The 18,589-nt window shown below is 44.4% G+C and carries 21 protein-coding genes and 1 pseudogene; 18 read left to right on the forward strand and 4 right to left on the reverse strand.

Annotated features, from left to right (window positions below; genetic code table 11):
- The first annotated feature begins 6 nt into the window (after positions 1-6).
- The 5 genes from J1C77_RS03430 (at position 7) to ileS (ending at position 5,537) form a co-directional block, all read left to right on the forward strand.
- Positions 7-594: a cell division protein SepF gene (locus J1C77_RS03430; protein WP_002921959.1), complete on the forward strand. Its 588-nt coding sequence runs from the start codon at positions 7-9 to the stop codon at positions 592-594.
- Positions 595-599: 5 nt separating this feature from the next.
- Positions 600-875: a YggT family protein gene (locus tag J1C77_RS03435; protein WP_002921957.1), complete on the forward strand. Its 276-nt coding sequence runs from the start codon at positions 600-602 to the stop codon at positions 873-875.
- Complete coding sequence (locus tag J1C77_RS03440; protein ID WP_002921947.1) at positions 872-1,657, forward strand: RNA-binding protein; 786 nt, start codon at positions 872-874, stop codon at positions 1,655-1,657. The genes J1C77_RS03435 and J1C77_RS03440 overlap by 4 nt, the downstream gene beginning before the upstream one ends.
- A 9-nt stretch (positions 1,658-1,666) precedes the next feature.
- Positions 1,667-2,461, forward strand: a complete 795-nt coding sequence (locus J1C77_RS03445) for a DivIVA domain-containing protein (protein ID WP_002898030.1) — start codon at positions 1,667-1,669, stop codon at positions 2,459-2,461.
- A 283-nt stretch (positions 2,462-2,744) separates the two neighbouring features.
- Entirely contained in the window at positions 2,745-5,537 is a 2,793-nt protein-coding gene (gene ileS, locus J1C77_RS03450) for an isoleucine--tRNA ligase (RefSeq protein ID WP_002921939.1), read from the forward strand.
- A 136-nt stretch (positions 5,538-5,673) separates the two neighbouring features.
- On the opposite strand, the gene J1C77_RS03455 is transcribed toward ileS, so the two are convergent.
- Entirely contained in the window at positions 5,674-6,129 is a 456-nt protein-coding gene (locus tag J1C77_RS03455) for a MarR family winged helix-turn-helix transcriptional regulator (RefSeq protein WP_002921938.1), read from the reverse strand.
- Positions 6,130-6,151: 22 nt separating this feature from the next.
- Here J1C77_RS03455 and J1C77_RS03460 point away from each other — a divergent pair, with 22 nt between their 5' ends.
- On the forward strand, positions 6,152-6,586 hold the full coding sequence (locus tag J1C77_RS03460; RefSeq protein WP_042762957.1) for a GNAT family N-acetyltransferase: 435 nt from the start codon (positions 6,152-6,154) through the stop codon (positions 6,584-6,586).
- Positions 6,587-6,612: 26 nt separating this feature from the next.
- Here J1C77_RS03460 and J1C77_RS03465 read toward each other — a convergent pair whose 3' ends face one another.
- Both J1C77_RS03465 and J1C77_RS03470 read right to left on the reverse strand, forming a co-directional pair.
- A complete protein-coding gene (locus tag J1C77_RS03465; RefSeq protein WP_002898025.1) occupies positions 6,613-6,915 on the reverse strand; it encodes a DUF1827 family protein in 303 nt (100 codons plus the stop codon).
- A gap of 67 nt (positions 6,916-6,982) precedes the next feature.
- Entirely contained in the window at positions 6,983-7,432 is a 450-nt protein-coding gene (locus J1C77_RS03470) for an NUDIX hydrolase (protein WP_002921936.1), read from the reverse strand.
- Between the two features lie 224 nt (positions 7,433-7,656).
- Here J1C77_RS03470 and J1C77_RS03475 point away from each other — a divergent pair, with 224 nt between their 5' ends.
- Positions 7,657-8,556, forward strand: a complete 900-nt coding sequence (locus J1C77_RS03475) for a helix-turn-helix transcriptional regulator (RefSeq protein WP_002921934.1) — start codon at positions 7,657-7,659, stop codon at positions 8,554-8,556.
- A gap of 59 nt (positions 8,557-8,615) precedes the next feature.
- Positions 8,616-9,230 carry a GyrI-like domain-containing protein gene (locus J1C77_RS03480; protein ID WP_002921933.1) on the forward strand — a complete coding sequence of 205 codons (615 nt, stop codon included), beginning with the start codon at positions 8,616-8,618 and terminating at the stop codon, positions 9,228-9,230.
- A gap of 48 nt (positions 9,231-9,278) precedes the next feature.
- Here the strand turns inward: J1C77_RS03480 and J1C77_RS03485 are convergent, their stop codons facing one another.
- The gene (locus tag J1C77_RS03485; RefSeq protein WP_002915692.1) at positions 9,279-11,549 is read right to left on the reverse strand and encodes an ATP-dependent Clp protease ATP-binding subunit; all 2,271 of its coding nucleotides are present in this window, start codon (positions 11,547-11,549) and stop codon (positions 9,279-9,281) included.
- A 249-nt stretch (positions 11,550-11,798) separates the two neighbouring features.
- Between J1C77_RS03485 and J1C77_RS03490 the strand changes: the two genes are divergently transcribed.
- From J1C77_RS03490 to J1C77_RS03535, 10 genes and pseudogenes are all read left to right on the forward strand, one after another.
- Positions 11,799-12,029, forward strand: coding sequence for a DUF1797 family protein (locus J1C77_RS03490; protein WP_002896146.1), 231 nt, complete (start codon positions 11,799-11,801; stop codon positions 12,027-12,029).
- A gap of 189 nt (positions 12,030-12,218) precedes the next feature.
- Positions 12,219-13,073: a bifunctional methylenetetrahydrofolate dehydrogenase/methenyltetrahydrofolate cyclohydrolase gene (locus J1C77_RS03495; RefSeq protein WP_002921925.1), complete on the forward strand. Its 855-nt coding sequence runs from the start codon at positions 12,219-12,221 to the stop codon at positions 13,071-13,073.
- On the forward strand, positions 13,070-13,843 hold the full coding sequence (locus J1C77_RS03500; protein WP_002921924.1) for an HAD hydrolase family protein: 774 nt from the start codon (positions 13,070-13,072) through the stop codon (positions 13,841-13,843). The genes J1C77_RS03495 and J1C77_RS03500 overlap by 4 nt, the downstream gene beginning before the upstream one ends.
- 107 nt (positions 13,844-13,950) lie before the next feature.
- Positions 13,951-14,793, forward strand: coding sequence for an NAD(P)H-hydrate dehydratase (locus J1C77_RS03505; protein WP_002921923.1), 843 nt, complete (start codon positions 13,951-13,953; stop codon positions 14,791-14,793).
- Positions 14,769-15,004, forward strand: a pseudogene (locus J1C77_RS03510) (initiator RepB protein). Before J1C77_RS03505 ends, J1C77_RS03510 begins: the two are co-directional and overlap by 25 nt.
- Complete coding sequence (gene xseA / locus J1C77_RS03515; protein WP_002921922.1) at positions 14,949-16,289, forward strand: exodeoxyribonuclease VII large subunit; 1,341 nt, start codon at positions 14,949-14,951, stop codon at positions 16,287-16,289. The pseudogene J1C77_RS03510 and the gene xseA overlap by 56 nt, the downstream one beginning before the upstream one ends.
- The gene (locus J1C77_RS03520; protein WP_002896137.1) at positions 16,267-16,479 is read left to right on the forward strand and encodes an exodeoxyribonuclease VII small subunit; all 213 of its coding nucleotides are present in this window, start codon (positions 16,267-16,269) and stop codon (positions 16,477-16,479) included. The genes xseA and J1C77_RS03520 overlap by 23 nt, the downstream gene beginning before the upstream one ends.
- On the forward strand, positions 16,476-17,351 hold the full coding sequence (locus J1C77_RS03525) for a polyprenyl synthetase family protein (RefSeq protein WP_002921920.1): 876 nt from the start codon (positions 16,476-16,478) through the stop codon (positions 17,349-17,351). The genes J1C77_RS03520 and J1C77_RS03525 overlap by 4 nt, the downstream gene beginning before the upstream one ends.
- Complete coding sequence (locus tag J1C77_RS03530) at positions 17,344-18,159, forward strand: TlyA family RNA methyltransferase (protein ID WP_002921916.1); 816 nt, start codon at positions 17,344-17,346, stop codon at positions 18,157-18,159. Before J1C77_RS03525 ends, J1C77_RS03530 begins: the two co-directional genes overlap by 8 nt.
- Positions 18,152-18,583, forward strand: a complete 432-nt coding sequence (locus J1C77_RS03535; protein WP_002902614.1) for an arginine repressor — start codon at positions 18,152-18,154, stop codon at positions 18,581-18,583. Before J1C77_RS03530 ends, J1C77_RS03535 begins: the two co-directional genes overlap by 8 nt.
- Positions 18,584-18,589: the final 6 nt, after the last annotated feature.

Below are 18,589 nucleotides of genomic sequence, written 5' to 3' on the forward strand. Positions count from 1 at the left end.
AGAAATATGTCATTAAAAGATAGATTTGATAAATTTATAGATTATTTTACAGAAGATGGAGATGAGACTGAGGTTCAGGAGCAGACTGTCAGCAGACCTGCAGCGCCTGTTAAGCAGAAGCCTGAATTGGTTCAGCCTAAACCAGTCAGAGAGAGCAAGCCAGCTCCTCGTCCGGTTGCTGCGGCCAAGCCACAGCCTAAACAACAGCCACAACAGAAATCTTCTACAGAGAATATTACCAGACTGCATGCACGTCAGCAGGAATTGGCTCAGCACCGTGCAAATGCGGATGAGAAGATTACGATTGATGTTCGTTATCCGAGGAGATATGAGGAAGCGACTGAAATTGTTGACCTGCTTTTGGCCAATGAAAGCATCCTGATTGACTTCCAGTATATGACTGAGGTACAGGCTCGTCGCTGTTTAGACTATCTAGATGGTGCGCGTTATGTCTTGGCTGGAAATTTGAAAAAAGTTGCAAGCACTATGTATTTGCTGACTCCAATTAATGTAGTGGTAAATGTGGAAGATATCCGCCTGCCTAACGATGTTGAAATCAGCGAATTCGACTTTGATATGAAGCGCAGTAGATAAGAGATATGATATATTTTGTAATTCGTGCCATCTCTAATCTTTTCGATCTTTATAGCATTGCCTTGATTGTCTATGCACTTCTATCTTGGTTTCCAGGAGCCTATCAAACCAAATTCGGAGAGTTTCTAACACGAATTGTAGAACCGTATTTAAAATTTTTCCGCCGTCTTCCCTTGCAATTTGCAGGGTTGGACTTTACCGTTTGGGTTGCAATTCTGGCTTTAAACCTTTTAAATCGTGTGGTCTTTTATTTAATAAGCGTCTTACTAATGTTATTATGATGAAAGATTTATATCAACACTTTTCGCATGAGGATCGAGAGTTTATTGATAGGAGTCTGGAGCTGCTTCAGCGGGTTCAAGATACCTATGCGTTTGAAACAACGTCTTTTCTGAATCCCCATCAGGTTTCGATACTGAAGAATATTGGCAAGCAATATGATGTGCAAGTCTTTGCTAGTTCGGATTATTTTCCAAGCGAATTGGCAAGAGTTCTTGTGGCGCCTTCTTATTACCAACTGAATATGGATGATTTTGAATTGAGCTTGCTGGAAATTTCCTATGCAAGCAAATTTTATAAAATCAGTCATTCGCAGATTATGGGGACCTTGCTCAATCAATTGGGGATTGAAAGACGGACCTTTGGCGATATTCTTGTAGTTGGAGACCGTGCTCAGCTCTTTGTAGCTAAAAGACTGGCTCAGTATTTTATAGATCATGTCACTAAAGTAGCAAAGATGCCTGTCAAACTAAAGGAAGTTTCCTTTGCGGAGCTGCTGAAAGAGCAGAAGCAGGCTGTCACCAGAGAAATTTTGGCATCTAGTCTTCGCTTGGACAAGTTGGTAGCCAGCACCTTTAAGTTATCAAGGAGCCAGGCTGCTCAGCTAATTTCTGGCAAGCATGTGAAAATGAACTATGCTGTTAATGACAATCCCAGCCAGCAGGTCGGGCTTGAAGACTTGATTAGCGTTAGACGATTTGGAAGATTTAAGGTTTTAAGAGAAAATGGCCTTTCCAAGAATGGAAAACATAAGTTAACCGTTGAATTATTAGCTAGTAAATGAGGAGGAACTATGACACTTACAGCATTAGAAATTAAAGATAAATCCTTTGGAACCAAGTTTAGAGGCTATGATGTTGAAGAGGTAGATGAATTCCTTGACATCGTTGTCCGTGATTATGAGGACTTAGTTCGTGAAAACCACGAAAAAGAAGCAAAAATTCGTAATCTGGAAGAACGTCTGACATATTTTGATGAGATGAAAGACTCTCTCAGCCAGTCTGTCTTGATTGCTCAGGATACGGCTGAGCGCGTTAAAGTGGCTGCTAACGAGCGCTCTACAAATATTGTCCGTCAGGCAGAGCAGGATGCGCAGCATTTGTTGGATGGAGCTAAGTACAAGGCTGATGAAATTTTGCGTCAGGCAGCTGACAATGCTAAGAAAGTAGCCATTGAAACTGAAGAACTGAAAAATAAAACACGTGTCTTCCACCAACGCTTGAAATCAACCATTGAGAGCCAACTCAGTATTGTAAATTCATCTGAATGGGAAGAAATCCTGCGTCCGACAGCTACTTATCTGCAAACCAGCGATGAGGCCTTCAAGGAAGTTGTATCGGAGGTTCTGGGAGAAGAAGCAGTTGTCCGCGAGGAAGAGGTGGATGTGACTCGTCAATTTTCTCCAGAAGAAATGGCTGAGTTGCAAGAGCGCATTGAAGCTGCAAACCGAGAATTGGCTGCGACCCAAGCTTTTTCTCCGCTCAGCGATGAAGATATTGAAGCTCACGCAGCTGAGGAAAACTCAGAAGCTGATCATCACGATGATGATACAAATGGGGAACAAAAAGTTCCAGTAAATATTTTATAATTTTTAAAGAAGATAAGATTGTAAAAACACAGACCAAGCAAAATACTTTCAGCGAGCAGATGATGGTGAGAGATCTGCAGTCCATCTTGCTTGGGCTATCATTTTACAGAACTTTCGTCTGAAATCAGTAGGATGAGACGGCAGTCCACGTTACGGACAAAGAGGGGCAAGAGGAGCATCATGTAATTGTCTTGCCTAAACAAAGGTGGTACCGCGAATTTTCGTCCTTTTTGGAGAAGTTTGCGGTTTTTAATTTGTAATTTTAAAAATAAAGAGGAATAGAATGAAACTGAAAGAAACACTCAATCTTGGAAAAACTGCTTTTCCTATGCGGGCCGGTCTTCCAAATAAGGAGCCAATCTGGCAGAAGGAATGGGATCAAGCTAAGCTGTATCAACGCCGTCAGGAACTGAATGAAGGCAAGCCGCACTTTATCCTGCATGATGGCCCTCCTTATGCTAACGGGAATATTCACGTTGGCCATGCTATGAATAAGATTTCTAAAGATATCATTGTTCGCTCAAAGTCTATGGCTGGCTACCATGCGCCTTACATTCCTGGATGGGATACGCATGGTCTTCCAATTGAGCAGGTATTGGCGAAGCAAGGCGTTAAGCGCAAAGAGCTGGACTTGGTAGAGTACCTCAACATGTGTCGGGACTATGCGCTTAGCCAAGTTGAGAAGCAAAAAGAGGACTTCAAGCGTTTGGGTGTTTCTGGTGACTGGGACAATCCTTATGTAACCTTGACACCAGATTATGAAGCGGCTCAAATCCGTGTCTTTGGTGAAATGGCTAAGAAAGGCTATATCTACCGTGGTGCTAAGCCCGTTTACTGGTCATGGTCTTCTGAGTCAGCCCTTGCTGAAGCGGAAATTGAATACCATGACTTACTTTCAACTTCCCTTTACTATGCTAACCGCGTCAAAGACGGAAAAGGTGTGCTAGATACAGATACTTATATCGTCGTATGGACAACCACGCCATTTACCATCACAGCTTCTCGCGGTTTGACAGTTGGAGCAGATATTGATTACGTAGTCGTTCAACCAGATGGTGAATCTCGTAAGTTTGTGGTTGCTTCAGAATTGTTGAATAGTCTGTCAGAGAAATTTGGCTGGACTGATATTCAAGTTTTGGCTACCTACCGTGGTCAAGAATTAAACCACATCGTGACAACTCACCCATGGGATACGGCTGTAGATGAACTTGTTATCCTTGGTGACCACGTTACGACAGATTCTGGTACTGGTATTGTCCATACAGCGCCTGGTTTTGGTGAGGATGACTATAATGTCGGTGTAGCTAACGGCTTGGAAGTATTTGTCACAGTCAACGAGCGCGGTATCATGATGGAAAATGCTGGTCCTGATTTTGCAGGCCAGTTCTATGACAAAGTTGCGCCAACAGTTATTGAAAAGCTTGGCGACTTGCTCCTTGCTCAGGAAGAAATTTCTCACTCATACCCATTTGACTGGAGGACCAAGAAGCCAATTATCTGGCGGGCAGTACCACAGTGGTTTGCATCTGTTTCTAAATTCCGTCAAGAAATTTTAGATGAAATTGACAAGATTAAATTCCATTCTGAATGGGGGAAAGTACGCCTCTACAATATGATTCGTGACCGTGGTGACTGGGTTATCTCTCGTCAGCGGGCTTGGGGAGTTCCACTTCCAATCTTCTATGCCGAAGACGGAACACCAATCATGACGGCCGAAACCATCGAACACGTAGCTCAACTCTTTGAGGAGCAGGGCTCTATCGTCTGGTGGAAGCGTGAAGCCAAGGACCTCTTGCCAGAAGGATTTACTCATCCAGGTTCTCCAAACGGCGAATTTACCAAGGAAACGGACATCATGGACGTTTGGTTTGACTCAGGCTCATCATGGAATGGTGTAGTGGTCAACCGTCCGGAATTGACTTACCCAGCTGATCTTTATCTAGAAGGTTCAGACCAATACCGTGGTTGGTTCAACTCATCCCTCATCACTTCAGTTGCCAACCATGGCGTAGCTCCTTACAAACAAATCTTGTCACAAGGATTTGCCTTAGATGGTAAGGGTGAAAAGATGTCTAAATCACTTGGAAATACCATTGCTCCAAGCGATGTAGAAAAACAATTTGGTGCGGAAATCTTGCGTCTCTGGGTAACCAGTGTTGATTCTAGCAACGACGTTCGCATCTCTATGGATATCTTGAGCCAAGTTTCTGAAACCTACCGTAAGATTCGGAATACCTTGCGTTTCTTGATTGCCAATACCTCTGACTTTAATCCAGTTGAGGATGCTGTAGCTTACGAAGAGCTTCGCTCCGTTGATAAGTACATGACTATCCGCTTCAATCAATTAGTAGAGACTATTCGCAAGGCTTATGCGGACTTTGAGTTTCTGACTATTTACAAAGCGATTGTCAACTTTGTGACTGTTGACTTGTCTGCTTTCTATCTGGACTTTGCCAAAGATGTCGTCTATATCGAAGCAGCTAAATCATTGGAACGTCGTCAGATGCAGACTGTTTTTTATGATATTTTAGTCAAGATTACCAAGCTGTTGACGCCAATTCTGCCACACACAGCAGAAGAGATTTGGTCTTATCTGGAGCATGAAGAGGAAGAATTTGTTCAGTTATCCGAATTGCCAGAAGCTCTGACTTTCCCAAATCAAGAAGAAATCTTGGACACTTGGTCTGCCTTTATGGACTTCCGCAGTCAGGCTCAGAAAGCCTTGGAAGAAGCCCGCAATGAGAAGGTTATCGGGAAATCGCTGGAAGCACACCTGACTGTCTATCCAAATGAAGTCATCAAGACCTTGCTGGAAGCAGTTAATAGCGATGTGGCTCAGCTTCTCATCGTTTCTCAATTGACGATTGCTGAAGGACCTGCTCCAGAAGGCGCTCTAGTCTTTGAAGATGTAGCTTTTGTTGTAGAGCATGCGCAGGGGCAAGTCTGTGATCGCTGCCGCCGCATTGATACAACAGTTAAAGAGCGCAGCTATCAAGCCCTTGTCTGTGACCACTGTGCAGAAATTTTAGAAGAAAACTTTGCTCAAGCTGTCGCAGAAGGCTTTGAGAGCAAGTAAGTTTCCAAAATAAAAAATGGCTTTGCCCTTTAGTGGCAAGCCATTTTTTAGATAGATTGATTTGAAAATTTGTTAAATTAAAACTAAATTAGAAAAACCAAATAGTTGCATTTGCAACTGTTTTCTGTTATACTACTTATAACTTAGGAGTGCTTATTTTAGCCAAAATGTTTTGGAGCTGAAAGAGCTCAGAGGAAGTCAGTTGCTGCAGAGCCTGACTGGCGTAGGTATTTTCAAAACCAATCAGCTGGTCGTAGAGTTTGAGAGCCTGACTGCTAGGATAGAGCTCTTTGAACTTCTTATTTTGAGCTTTGGTCTTTTTGATAATCAAGCCTCTATCTTCCAGCTTTCCTAGAGAACGGCTGAGAGTAGTCTTGTCAATCTGCACCAGTTCTGCCAGTTGTGACTGGCTGATACCTTCTTTTTCGACGATACGAATGAGCAGTAGAAATAAATTATTGTCTAGGCAGTAGTTACTGGCTTTCTGATTCATTTTCATCATGGCTTGTCTGGAAATAAATCCCATTTGACGGAAAAGTTGACGATAATCCATAGGAACTCCTTGATAGTTGCATTTGCATTTATTATACATTAAAAAGATAGAGGAAACAAGTATGTGGTCTAGGAAAAAATTAACAGAGCTGACCCCGATAGAATTTTATCAAATCTTAAAATTGCGCATTGACACCTTTGTGGTGGAGCAGGAGCGAATTTATCATGAGCTGGATGAGAATGACCTAGAAGCAGTGCATGTTTACCATGCTAATGAACAGGGGGAAATTGATGCTTATGCCCGTGTCTTTGAAGAGGGAGAGCATTTAGTCTTTGGTCGAGTAGTCACAGCTCAGTCTGCACGAGGACAGGGCTTAGGAGGACAGCTTATCAGAGAAATCTTGCAATTATGTGCTGAAAAATGGCCAGGAAAGGAAATCGAAATAGAGGCTCAGGTTCAGGTTGCTGCTCTCTATGAAAAGTATGGCTTCAAATCAGTTGGCCAACCCTTTATTTTTGAAGCTACACCTCACATTACCATGATCTATAAACAATAAAAACCTAAGGCGATGGCCTTAGGTTTTTACTGTTTCACAGGAATGGAAATTTCGATTAGATTATTAGCATAAATCGTGCGGATAGCAGCTCTATCAATAGTATTTGCATCAATTTTTCTCTTCAAGAAAAATTCTCTGATTTTTTCGATTTCCTGTTCACGTACAGCACGGTGCATGTTTGAAATCAAAATTTCATAGTGAAGAGGAGCTTGTGTAAAAACAACATCGCTGTTTCCAGCAGAATAAACTTCGACTAATATCGCATCGGTGCTTTCCAATTGGCTTTTGACAAGGTCAGCATGACTGTTTGTTGTATTAATAAGCTTCATACGATTTCCTCCTGCTTTATACCTGCTATTATTATAACATGTTTGCTATGAATTGTGAATGATTTCTTTAAGCTTTAAGCGTATTTTTCCAGGCTTGGATACCCCATTTATGGCTGCCGCGTTTGAGTGTTTCGATAGCTTCATCGACTGGGAACCAGGCAAGCTGGTTGAAATCTTCCAGCGGTTTTTGGACTTCTTGGAAAGAGGTGACCTCATACAGGTAGGCTGGGTTGTAAAAATAGGTGTCGCGATGGCGGGAGTAAAAATATTCATCAGCTTGTCCAAGATAGCGTCCAAGCTGGGCTGTGAATCCAAGTTCTTCCATCAGCTCGCGTTCAAGGGCAGTCTGATGGTTTTCCCCCTCTTCAATCTCTCCACCGGGCAGAAACCAAGCCCCGTTAGGCGCCTGAACCAAAATAATCTTTTCTTTCTTCTCGTCTGGGATAACGGCATAGACTCCGTAACGGGTCACATATTCTACATTTGCTTCCTTTTCACCAAAGGTTGGATTTGTCATTCTAATATCCTCAATCTCTAGTCAGTTTACTATCTATCATAATGGACTAAGGGCCAGCTGTCAAGAATTTACTCGGTTTATTGGACAGAAAAAGAATGATAGTCCTTGAAAGAAATCCCCTTCAAATAATAAATTCTTTCCTTTGAATATTAAAAAATCTCTTCTTTATGGGAATAGGAAAACATTTATTGAAGAAATTGTTATAATAGTAGCGAGGTGGTTTTATGACAGAAAGCAGACTTTTTAAAATCCTATATCTTCTTTTAGAGCAGGGCCGCACAACAGCTCCCGAATTGGCCTCACTATTTGAAGTATCTATTCGGACCATCTATCGAGATGTGGACAAGCTGAGTTTGGCAGGAATTCCCATCTATTGCAACCCAGGCAAGGGCGGAGGGATTTTTCTGATGAAGGATTTTGTCTTGGACAAGGCCTTGTTTTCGGAGTCTGAGAGGGATGAGCTATTAGCAGCTCTTCAAGGCTTGCAGATTTTAACAGATGGCGAGCAAGTAGAGACCCTGTCTAAGCTACAGTCCTTGTTTCAAGTTCAGGCAACTTCATGGCTGGAGGTGGATTTCACTGATTGGCGCAAAAAAGCAAATCAGAAAGAACTGTTTGATACCATTAAGCAAGCAATCTTGCAAAGAAGAGTCTTGTCTTTTTCTTACTTGAATGGGTGTGGAGAAAGAGGGCAGCGCAAGCTAGAGGCGCTGAAGTTAGTATTTAAAAGCCAAAACTGGTATGTTGCTGGCTTTTGTCGTTTAAGACAAGCCCCGCGCTTTTTTAAACTCAGCAGAATGAGAGACTGTCAGATGTTAGAGGAACGATTTAAGCAGAGAGTCTTGGATGAGAAATTTAGCCCCGAGGAGTGGCTAGGAGATACTGTAAAAGTCCTCTTGAAATTTGACCGGAAGCATTCCTTTCGGGTGTACGAGGAGTTTTCCGAAGCAGAGATAGAGGAGACTGAAGGGAGCCTTTATGTCCAAACGCATTTGCCGAGTCACGATAGTCTTTATACCTACTTGCTATCCTTTTTGGATGGAGTTGAAATCATGGAGCCGCCTCGGTTACGGGAAGAATTCAAAGAAAAGTTAAAAGCTATTGCCGATATTTATAAAAGCTGACAGAGGTTGTCAGCTTTTCTTTGCTATACTGTTTGTAGTAAAGAAAGGAGGGCTCTCTCATGAAATATGAATGGAGAAAAGCCAATCGAGAATTATATCAAATCAAGTCTGCTCCCTGTCTCATAGATGTTCCTGCCCAGTCTTTTATCATGATTGACGGCAAGGGCAATCCTAATGCTGCAGACTTTTCGGAACGGGTTGGTGCTCTGTACAGCTTAGCCTATGCTATCAAGATGAACTACAAAAAGACAGCGGTCGAGCAAGAATTTACTGATTTTACAGTCTATCCCTTGGAAGGACTTTGGCAGCAAGAGCAAGCAGGAGAACTGATTAAAGAAGAATTGATTTATACCATTATGATTGGACAGCCGGACTTTATCACTGAAGAGATGGTGAAAAAGGCTCTGGAACAAGTCCGTGTCAAAAAGCCTAATCCTCTCTATGACGAGATTCGTTTTGAAGAAATGACGGAAGGAATGTGTGTCGCCATGCTGCATCTTGGTTCTTTTGACGAAGAACCTCAATCCTTCGCTAAAATGGATGCCTTTTGCCAGAATCACCAGCTGACACGGATTTCACACACTCATAGAGAAATCTATCTCAATAATCTGAATCGGACAGACCCTAGCAAGCTGAAAACAATTCTGCGCTATAGAGTTCAGAAAAATCAATAAAGAAATAGAGCAGAAAACTAACTGTTTTCTGATCTATTTTGTCGACAATTATTTTTCTTCTTGTGATGAATGAACGGACTCTGTGCTTTCAGTTTTCTTGGCTGACTTGATGAGAATCTTGCCATTGCTGGTCATGATAGCTTTGAGCTCTTTTTCGCTTGGATTTTCCAGATAAAAGTCAGTAATAGCATCTTCGATATGGTCCTGAATGGTACGGCGCAGTGGGCGAGCGCCCATTTTTGGATCGTAGCCCAGGTCAACCAATTTTTCCTTGACCTTCTCCGTAACATCCAGATGAATGTCATTGGTTGCCAAACGTTGATTAACATCGTCCAGCATAAGGTTGACGATTTGCAGTAGATTGTCCTTGCTGAGCGCCTGGAATTCGATAATGCCGTCAAAGCGGTTCATAAACTCAGGACTGAAGAAGTTCCCTAATTCACCCAAAACGGAGTTAGTGCGGCCTTCACGCGCTGCCCCAAAGCCGACACTGGCTTCAGCTTTGCCGGTTCCGGCATTGGATGTCATGATGATAATGGTGTCTTTGAAGCTGACAGTCCGGCCTTGACCATCGGTCAGGCGGCCATCATCTAGAACCTGCAGGAACATGTGCATAACATCAGGATGGGCCTTTTCTACCTCATCAAGCAGAATGAGTGAGTAGGGATTGCGGCGGACGCGCTCAGTCAATTGACCAGCTTCATCATAGCCGACATAGCCCGGAGGCGCACCGACCAGCTTGGCCACGCTGTGTTTTTCCATATATTCACTCATGTCAAAGCGAATCATGCTGTCAGCCGAGCCAAATAGCTCAATGGCTAGTTGCTTAGACAGCTCAGTCTTACCGACACCAGTAGGTCCGACAAAGAGGAAGCTGCCGATTGGGCGATTAGGACTTCCTAGTCCGACTCGGTTGCGGCGGATGGCCTTGGCAATCTTATCCACAGCATCGTCTTGGCCGATGACATGGGCCTTTAGGTCGCTGGCGAGATTGACCAGCTGAGACTGTTCCTTTTCTTTGAGGTCGCCAACTGGGATATTGGTCTTTTGCTCTACAATGTGCTCAATCGTTTTCTCGCTGATAATCGGAGTATCCTTGTCCAGTACACTTGTCTGCTGGAGTTCCTTGTACTTGGCAATCTGATCACGGAAGTAAGCTGCTTTCTCGAAATCTTCGTCACGAGTTGCCTGAGCCTTGAGGTTTTCGGCCTCAATCAGACGCTGGTCAATGACCTTGGGATCAACAAAGTTGAGGGTCAGATTCATCTTGGATCCTGCCTCATCCAAGAGGTCAATAGCCTTGTCTGGTAGGAAGCGATCTTGAATGTAGCGGTTGGAGAGAAGCGCAGCAGCTTCGATGGCAGCATCTGTGTATTTGACGTGATGGTAGTCTTCGTATTTTTTCTGAATCCCTTTAAGGATGGTAATCGTTTCCTCTACCGTCGGCTCGTCTACCTTAACGGGCTGCATACGGCGCTCCAGTGCAGCATCCTTCTCAATGATACGGTATTCATTGAGGGTGGTTGCTCCAACCATTTGGAGTTCTCCGCGAGCCAGAGCTGGTTTGAGAATGTTTCCAGCGTCCATATTGCCATCGCCAGCAGAGCCTGCTCCGACAATTTCATGGATTTCATCAATGAAGAGAATGACATCCTGACGAGAACGAATCTCATCAATGAGTTTCTGCATTCTCTCCTCGAATTGGCCACGGATACCAGTTCCCTGTACTAAGCTGACAACGTCTAGGCGGATAACTTCCTTGCCTTGGAGTTTATGAGGCACATCACCATCGACAATTTTCTGGGCCAGACCTTCCACCACGGCTGTTTTTCCGACTCCTGGCTCTCCTATGAGAACAGGATTGTTTTTGGTGCGGCGGTTGAGGATTTCAATGACACGGACGATTTCTTCATCACGGCCAATAACAGGATCAATCTCGCCTCGGCGGGCCAACTCAGTCACGTTGATACCAAACTCTTCCAGCAGGCCTTTTGGCTTTTGCGGACTTGGCTGAGGCTGACCACCCTTGCTAGGATTTGAACCGTAGCCGCCACCGCCCCCATAGGCTCCACCAGATTGGGTAGGAGGAGTAGTTGGTTCCTGAGGCTGTTGAAAATTGCTGAGGCTGTTGAAAAAGTCATCAATAGGATCTGTTCCGTGATTGTTGGCATTAGCAATTCCGCCGAACAAGGAATGTTCAGGGTCTGTTTTCATGATTTGGTAGCAGTTTTGGCACAAATCCACCTGCTGTTTATGGCCATTTACGTTGGTATAAAGGTGAATCGTAGATTCATTGATTTTACAATTTTGGCAAAGCATGCAGATACCTCTTTTCTTTTAGTGTGCAAGCTATTTATAGAAATGATTAAAGGTCAAAAATAGTCAAAGTTTTATAGTTTCATTATATCAGTATTCTCGAACTTTGCAAGAATTTACTACAAAATCCTCCCTTAGACCGAGCAGAATGAAAACAAATTCTTGAAAAATTGCAAAAAATAGGCTTTTAGTGGTATTTCAGTCGCTATTTATGGTAAAATAAGAGGGAACTAAGTAAATAGGAGAAACAAAATGGAATCACATTTAGTTAGAATTATTAACCGCTTAGAAGCTATGGCTAAGGATGGCGGAAATTTGAAACGTAATTTTGAGCGTGAAGGAGTGGTTGTAGCAGAAGTAGCTTACAGTTACGACGAAGAAAACGGCTCTGTCTTCACCTTGCGTGATGTTGCAGCGCGTGAGACCTATACTTTCGACAGCATTGATTTGATTGCAATGGAAATTTATGAATTACTCTACTAAAAAGCACGTCGTTGCTTTTTATTTTTACCCTTTTTATCTTGTTTTGAAAAAGATTTAGTAGGTCTGAAAATTTTACCACTAGCTGCCAATGAATCCTCGTCTTATAACCTTGTATAAGAAAAAGTTATAGGCTGGGCACAGATTTTTTTGGTATAATGAAAAAGATAATGAAAAAGAAATGAGAATGACATGGCGCAGATTATTGATGGTAGAGGTTTGGCAGAGAAGCTTCAGAAAAAATTAGCTGAAAAAACGGCTCGCCTCAAAGAAAAGACAGGTCAGGTTCCGGGCTTGGTAGTGATTGTGGTGGGAAATAATCCAGCCAGTCAAATCTACGTCCGTAACAAAGAGCGCTCAGCCTTGGCTGCAGGATTTCGGAGTAAGGTAGAACGTCTGCCAGAAGAGACCAGCCAGGAAGAGCTCTTGAGCTTGATTGAAACTTATAATCAAAATCCTGACTGGCATGGGATTTTGGTCCAGCTGCCCTTGCCTGAGCATATCGATGATGAAGCTGTGCTGCTGGCCATTGATCCAGACAAGGATGTTGATGGCTTTCATCCGCTTAATATGGGCAAGCTATGGAGCGGCCATCCGGTTATGATTCCGGCTACTCCTGCGGGCATTATGGCAATGTTCCATGAATATGGCGTTGAACTGGAAGGCAAGCGAGCGGTCGTCATCGGGCGGAGTAATATTGTTGGTAAGCCCATGGCTCAGCTGCTTTTGGCTAAGAATGCGACGGTTACTCTAACACATTCGCGGACCCACAATCTAGCCAAGACTGCTAAGCGGGCAGATATTTTGGTGGTGGCTATCGGACGTGGACATTTTGTGACCAAGGACTTTGTCAAGGAAGGGGCTGTTGTCATTGACGTCGGGATGAACCGAGATGAAAATGGCAAGCTGATTGGCGATGTTAAGTTTGATGAAGTGTCTGAACTCGCCAGTCTGATTACCCCTGTACCTGGAGGTGTTGGGCCTATGACCATTACCATGCTGATGGAGCAGACCTACCAGGCCTTTAAACGGAGTCTTGAATCATGAAATTTGTTTTTGATTTGGATGGGACCTTGTCCTTTGATTATATGACGATTGATGAGGAGATTAAGCAGGTTCTGATGACGGCTCCTCAGTTTGGGCATGAAGTTCTGTTTGCTTCGGCGCGCTCCTATCGAGATTGTCTGGGACTATTAGGTCCGGAATTGAGCCAGCAGATTGTGATTGGCCTGAACGGCGGAGTGGCTTATCAAGATGGACAGCTGATGTTTGAGCGCCAGCTGCATCAGTCAAGTTATCAAGCCATTTTAGATACTTGTTTGACCTATAATTTGCCTTTTTTCGTTGATAATACTTTTGACTACAGCGGCCAGATTTTAGAAAAAATTCCTTTTATTGCCAGTGTGGATCCTCTCAAGCGGGCAAGACGTCTGGAACTGACTGAACTCCAGCATCCTATTAAGGTCGTTATTTACATGGGGAATCACGAGCAGCTCTTAGATGATGTACAGGCTCGTTTTGCAAACTTGCCCAATCTAAGTCTAGACTATCATGAACATGAGAAATGTTTTTATATCAATCCGGCTGAAACCAATAAAGCTTCAACTGTAAAGGAACTCTGCGGTTCGGATTATGTAGCTTTTGGTAATGATCAAAATGATATCCAGCTCTTTAAGAATTCTCTCTATGCTGTGCAGGTTGGGGATTTCCCGGGCTTGAGCGATTATGCGGATGAGCAGGTCGCCTTTCAGGAAAATTTACCCAAGGCAGTCGCAGCAAGAATCTTACAAAAATTTGCAGATTTCCGAAGAAAATAACTTTCTTGCGATACGAGGCACCTGTTTAGGTGCCTTTTGGTGAATAATGAAGATAGGTTTGGTCATCTTGAGACCAGTGCAGGATGAAGTTGGTCTAGGAGAATATCATGTCAAAAAATGCTGAAAATATTTTAAAAAGAGTCATTAGGGTACGTCCCTTGGATAGTCACAAAGGTGACTACGGCCGTCTCTTATTGATTGGGGGAACCTATCCTTATGGGGGCGCCATTATCATGGCAGCTTTGGCAGCAGTAAATAGTGGGGCCGGTCTGGTGACTGTTGCTACAGATAGAGAAAATATCGCCCCTCTGCACAGTCATTTACCGGAGGCCATGGCCTTTGACCTAGAGGAGCAAGACCGATTGACAGAGCAACTGACCAAATCAGATCTAGTCTTGATTGGTCCGGGTCTGGCGGAGAATCAACTAGGTCTAGACATCCTACAAAAGGTATTTCAGACTGTGGCAGAGCAGCAGATACTTATCATGGATGGCGGAGCCATTTCACTTTTTAGCAAGGCAGCTTTGCCATTTCCAAAAGCCCAAACAGTTTTTACTCCTCATCAAAAGGAGTGGGAGGGCTTATCGGGTTTGAGCTTGTCAGATCAGACAGCGGCAGCCAATCAGGCGGCGGTCAATCAGCTGCCTTTGGGCAGTATTGTTGTGCAGAAAAAGCATGGGACGACCATCTATCAAAGCGGGCAAGAGCAGGTCTTTGAGCTGACAGTAGGCGGACCCTATCAGGCAACTGGTGGAATGGGGGATACGCTGGCTGGTATGATTGCTGCTTTTGCTGGACAGTTCAAGTCAAGCAGTCTCTTTGAGCGAGTGGCGGCTGCAACCCTTCTTCATTCCCTTATCGCAGATGATTTGAGTCAGGAAGCTTATGTCGTCCTGCCAACGGCAATCAGCAGAGCCATTTCAAGGTGGATGAAGGAGATGAGTCAGTAGACATTTTCTTGGGTTTTAAGTCAGCTGGGTTTCTTTTGTGGAAGCCCAGTTTTTTTCTTGCTTTCAGGGAATTTTTAGACTTTGTAATCGGTTTTTTATGCAGTTTTTTGTTATAATAAAAGTTACGGAAAAACTAGAAATGAAAGGAAAAGGGCATGCCAGAGTATTTGTCGGTTTCGACCTTGACCAAGTATCTGAAGATGAAGTTTGAGCGGGATCCTTATTTGGAGCGGGTCTATCTGACTGGTCAGGTGTCCAATTTCCGCCGGCGTCCTAATCATCAGTATTTCTCATTAAAGGATGAGAAGGCTGTCATTCAGGTAACGATTTGGTCTGGTGTCTACCAGAAGTTGGGCTTTGAGCTGGAAGAAGGCATGAAAATCAATGTCATTGGTCGGGTGCAGCTATATGAGCCGAGCGGTTCCTATTCTATCATCATTGAAAAAGCAGAGCCGGATGGTATCGGAGCTTTGGCTATCCAGTTTGAACAGCTCAAGAAAAAACTGGGAGAAGAAGGGCTTTTTCAAGATAAATTCAAGCAAGCCTTGCCCCAATTTCCTAAGAAAATCGGTGTTGTAACCAGTCCCAGCGGAGCGGTCATTCGGGATATTATCACGACGGTCAGCCGTCGCTTTCCGGGAGTGGAGATTGTCCTTTATCCGACAAAAGTGCAGGGCGTTGGGGCTGCAGCTCAGGTTGCTGACCACATTAGACTGGCCAATGAGCGGTCCGATTTGGATGTGCTGATTATTGGTCGAGGCGGCGGTTCTATCGAAGATCTCTGGGCTTTCAACGAAGAGGAAACAGTTCGGGCTATTTTTGAGTCTCGGATTCCTGTTATTTCTAGTGTCGGCCATGAGACAGATACGACTTTGGCGGACTTTGTAGCAGATCGCAGGGCTGCGACTCCGACAGCTGCGGCTGAGCTAGCAACACCGGTCACGAAGCTGGACCTGCTGGGACATTTGCAGCAGCAGGAAAACCGCATGTCTCGAGCGATTTCCAATCGCCTGAGCTATTATCGAGAGCGATTGAATAAGCTAACCCAGTCTGTTATCTTCCGACAGCCAGAGCGTCTTTACGATGGCCATCTGCAGAAGTTAGATCAGCTTAACCTGCGACTGAAGCAAAAAATTCGCGAATATTATAGTGAAGAGCAACAGCGGGTCAAAATCTTGCAGCATCGTTTGGAGGCATTGAATCCGCTCAGTCGCGTTCAGCGTCTTCAGGAGCAGACTGCCCAGCTGGAGCGTTTGCTGCGCAGCAACATGGCGGTTATTTATGATAACAAGGTGGCTCAAGTCAGGAGATTATCCGAGGCCTTGCTTATGCTGGATACCAGTCGAATCGTGGCGCGTGGCTATGCTATTGTCCAAAAGAATCAAAAGGTTGTCGAGTCAAGTGCAGGCATTGAAGAAAAAGATGAGCTGACCCTGCTTATGCGGGATGGGCAGCTGGAAGTAGAGGTAAAACATGTCCAAAGAAAAGAAATTTGAAGAAAACTTAGCAGACTTGGAAGTCATTGTCCAAAAGCTGGAAAATGGTGACGTAGCGCTGGAAGAGGCGATTGCGGAATTTCAAAAGGGAATGAAGCTTTCAAAAGAACTTCAGGCTAGTCTGGACAAGGCTGAAAAGACCTTGGTTAAGGTCATGCAGGCAGACGGCACAGAAACGGAAATGGAATGACAAGAAACGAGAAACTGGAAAAAATTGGTCTGACGATTGAAGATTTTTATAGGTCTCAGCAAGTGTCGTCGGATTTATCAGAAGTTATTTTGTACTCGGTGCAGGCTGGCGGCAAGCGGATTCGTCCTCTATTGCTATTGGAGTTGATTCAAGCCTTTGGCCTAGAACTAGCTGAGGCTCACTATCAGGTTGCCTCTGCTCTTGAGATGATTCACACTGGCAGCCTTATCCATGATGATTTGCCGGCTATGGATGATGACGACTATCGTCGCGGTCGCTTGACTAGCCATAAGAAGTTTGGAGAGGATATGGCTATTTTAGCGGGCGATTCTCTCTTTTTGGACCCCTATGGACTATTGGCAAGGGCCGAGCTGCCCAGTCAGGTCAAGGTGGACTTGATTTCTGAGTTGTCTCTGGCAGCAGGGAGCTTCGGTATGGTTGCGGGTCAAGTTCTGGACATGCAAGGCGAAGGCCAAGCAATTAGTTTAGAAGATTTAAAAACTATCCATGCCAATAAGACTGGAAAACTTCTGATGTATCCTTTTGTCGCAGCTGGTTTGATTGCGGAGGTCGAGTATTTTGTTCAGGACAAACTTCGTAGGATTGGAGAGCTCTTAGGGCTGGCCTTTCAAGTGCGGGATGATATTTTGGATGTGACAGCCAGCTTTGAAGAGCTGGGTAAAACCCCGCAGAAAGATTTAGCTGCGGCCAAGTCGACTTATCCAGCTTTTCTGGGACTGGACGGAGCTAAGAACTTTTTCAATCAGACCCTTGATGAAGCTGTGGACATTCTGACAGACTTGGAAGAAAAGACAGAGTTTTCTGGCGGAGAAATTCAAAAGATAATAGAAAGTTTGAGATTGAATGGCTAAGGAAAGAGTAGATGTGCTGGCCTACAAGCAAGGGCTCTTTGAGACCAGAGAGCAGGCTAAGCGTGGTGTAATGGCTGGACTGGTTATTGCTGCAGCCAATGGCCAGCGCTTTGACAAGCCTGGTGAAAAGATTGACGCAGTCACAGAGCTGCGCTTAAAAGGCGAGAAACTCAGATATGTCAGCCGAGGCGGCCTCAAGCTAGAAAAGGCTTTGCAAGTGTTTGATATTTCGGTCACTGACCGAGTGACCCTAGATATCGGAGCTTCGACCGGCGGTTTTACAGATGTCATGCTGCAGCACGGAGCTAAGCTGGTCTATGCAGTGGATGTCGGTACTAATCAGCTGGCTTGGAAGCTCAGACAGGATGAGCGGGTCGTTAGCATGGAGCAGTTTAATTTTCGCTATGCCCAAAGGACTGACTTTGAGCAGGAGCCGAGCTTTGCCAGTATTGATGTCAGCTTTATATCGCTGAGTATGATTTTACCAGCTCTGCATGAGATTTTGGCTCGGGATGGCCAAGTGGTTGCATTGATCAAGCCCCAGTTCGAAGCGGGCCGCGAGCAGATTGGGAAAAAAGGAATTGTCAAGGATAAAAAGGTCCATCTGGCAGTTCTGGAAAAGGTCATAGCATTTATGATGGAAGCTGGATTTTCTGTTAGGGGACTGGATTTTTCGCCTATTCAGGGCGGTCAGGGCAATGTGGAATTTCTGGCCTATTTAGAAAAGAGCACAGAGCCGCAGTCTCTTGATTCAGCGATGATGATAGCTGTCGTAGAGGCAGCACACAAGGAATTTAAGGATGAATAAGAAGGATAGATTAGAAAAGATTAGACGCTTTGTCAGTGACTATGACATTGGCACACAGGAGGAAATTGTAGAATATCTCAGGGAATCTGGGATTACAGCGACCCAGGCTACGGTCTCTAGGGATATCAAGGAGCTGGGGATTGTTAAGATACCGCTCAAGGATAACACCTATATCTACGAGCTGCCTAAGACCATGACCAGCAGTCTGGGCTTGGCTGAAAATAACGTCCTGTCCTGTCAGGTCTTGGGAAATATGATCAATCTCAGTCTGGTGCCGGGGAGCACAGCACTGGTCAAGCGCCATCTTAGAAATGAATTTGCTGAAGATATTTTCAGTATCTTGGCAGACAACGACAGTATTTTGATGGTTATGATGACAGAGGAAGCAGCTGCAAGGGTTGCAACCATCATTCACCATTGGTAGGAAAGC

It is taken from the genome of Streptococcus sanguinis (assembly GCF_050223295.1).
Lineage (GTDB): Bacteria > Bacillota > Bacilli > Lactobacillales > Streptococcaceae > Streptococcus > Streptococcus sanguinis_X.

Bases quoted from the DNA above. Each gene is read 5' to 3' on its own strand.
- xseA (WP_002921922.1), top strand. From the start codon at position 14,949: ATGCCAGAGTATTTGTCGGTTTCGACCTTGACCAAGTATCTGAAGATG.
- J1C77_RS03445 (WP_002898030.1), top strand. From the start codon at position 1,667: ATGACACTTACAGCATTAGAAATTAAAGATAAATCCTTTGGAACCAAG.
- J1C77_RS03490 (WP_002896146.1), top strand. From the start codon at position 11,799: ATGGAATCACATTTAGTTAGAATTATTAACCGCTTAGAAGCTATGGCT.
- J1C77_RS03430 (WP_002921959.1), top strand. From the start codon at position 7: ATGTCATTAAAAGATAGATTTGATAAATTTATAGATTATTTTACAGAA.
- J1C77_RS03480 (WP_002921933.1), top strand. From the start codon at position 8,616: ATGAAATATGAATGGAGAAAAGCCAATCGAGAATTATATCAAATCAAG.
- J1C77_RS03440 (WP_002921947.1), top strand. From the start codon at position 872: ATGATGAAAGATTTATATCAACACTTTTCGCATGAGGATCGAGAGTTT.
- J1C77_RS03475 (WP_002921934.1), top strand. From the start codon at position 7,657: ATGACAGAAAGCAGACTTTTTAAAATCCTATATCTTCTTTTAGAGCAG.
- ileS (WP_002921939.1), top strand. From the start codon at position 2,745: ATGAAACTGAAAGAAACACTCAATCTTGGAAAAACTGCTTTTCCTATG.
- J1C77_RS03470 (WP_002921936.1), bottom strand. From the start codon at position 7,432: ATGACAAATCCAACCTTTGGTGAAAAGGAAGCAAATGTAGAATATGTG.
- J1C77_RS03525 (WP_002921920.1), top strand. From the start codon at position 16,476: ATGACAAGAAACGAGAAACTGGAAAAAATTGGTCTGACGATTGAAGAT.
- J1C77_RS03485 (WP_002915692.1), bottom strand. From the start codon at position 11,549: ATGCTTTGCCAAAATTGTAAAATCAATGAATCTACGATTCACCTTTAT.
- J1C77_RS03460 (WP_042762957.1), top strand. From the start codon at position 6,152: ATGTGGTCTAGGAAAAAATTAACAGAGCTGACCCCGATAGAATTTTAT.
- J1C77_RS03505 (WP_002921923.1), top strand. From the start codon at position 13,951: ATGTCAAAAAATGCTGAAAATATTTTAAAAAGAGTCATTAGGGTACGT.
- J1C77_RS03530 (WP_002921916.1), top strand. From the start codon at position 17,344: ATGGCTAAGGAAAGAGTAGATGTGCTGGCCTACAAGCAAGGGCTCTTT.
- J1C77_RS03495 (WP_002921925.1), top strand. From the start codon at position 12,219: ATGGCGCAGATTATTGATGGTAGAGGTTTGGCAGAGAAGCTTCAGAAA.
- J1C77_RS03535 (WP_002902614.1), top strand. From the start codon at position 18,152: ATGAATAAGAAGGATAGATTAGAAAAGATTAGACGCTTTGTCAGTGAC.
- J1C77_RS03435 (WP_002921957.1), top strand. From the start codon at position 600: ATGATATATTTTGTAATTCGTGCCATCTCTAATCTTTTCGATCTTTAT.
- J1C77_RS03520 (WP_002896137.1), top strand. From the start codon at position 16,267: ATGTCCAAAGAAAAGAAATTTGAAGAAAACTTAGCAGACTTGGAAGTC.
- J1C77_RS03500 (WP_002921924.1), top strand. From the start codon at position 13,070: ATGAAATTTGTTTTTGATTTGGATGGGACCTTGTCCTTTGATTATATG.
- J1C77_RS03465 (WP_002898025.1), bottom strand. From the start codon at position 6,915: ATGAAGCTTATTAATACAACAAACAGTCATGCTGACCTTGTCAAAAGC.
- J1C77_RS03455 (WP_002921938.1), bottom strand. From the start codon at position 6,129: ATGTATAATAAATGCAAATGCAACTATCAAGGAGTTCCTATGGATTAT.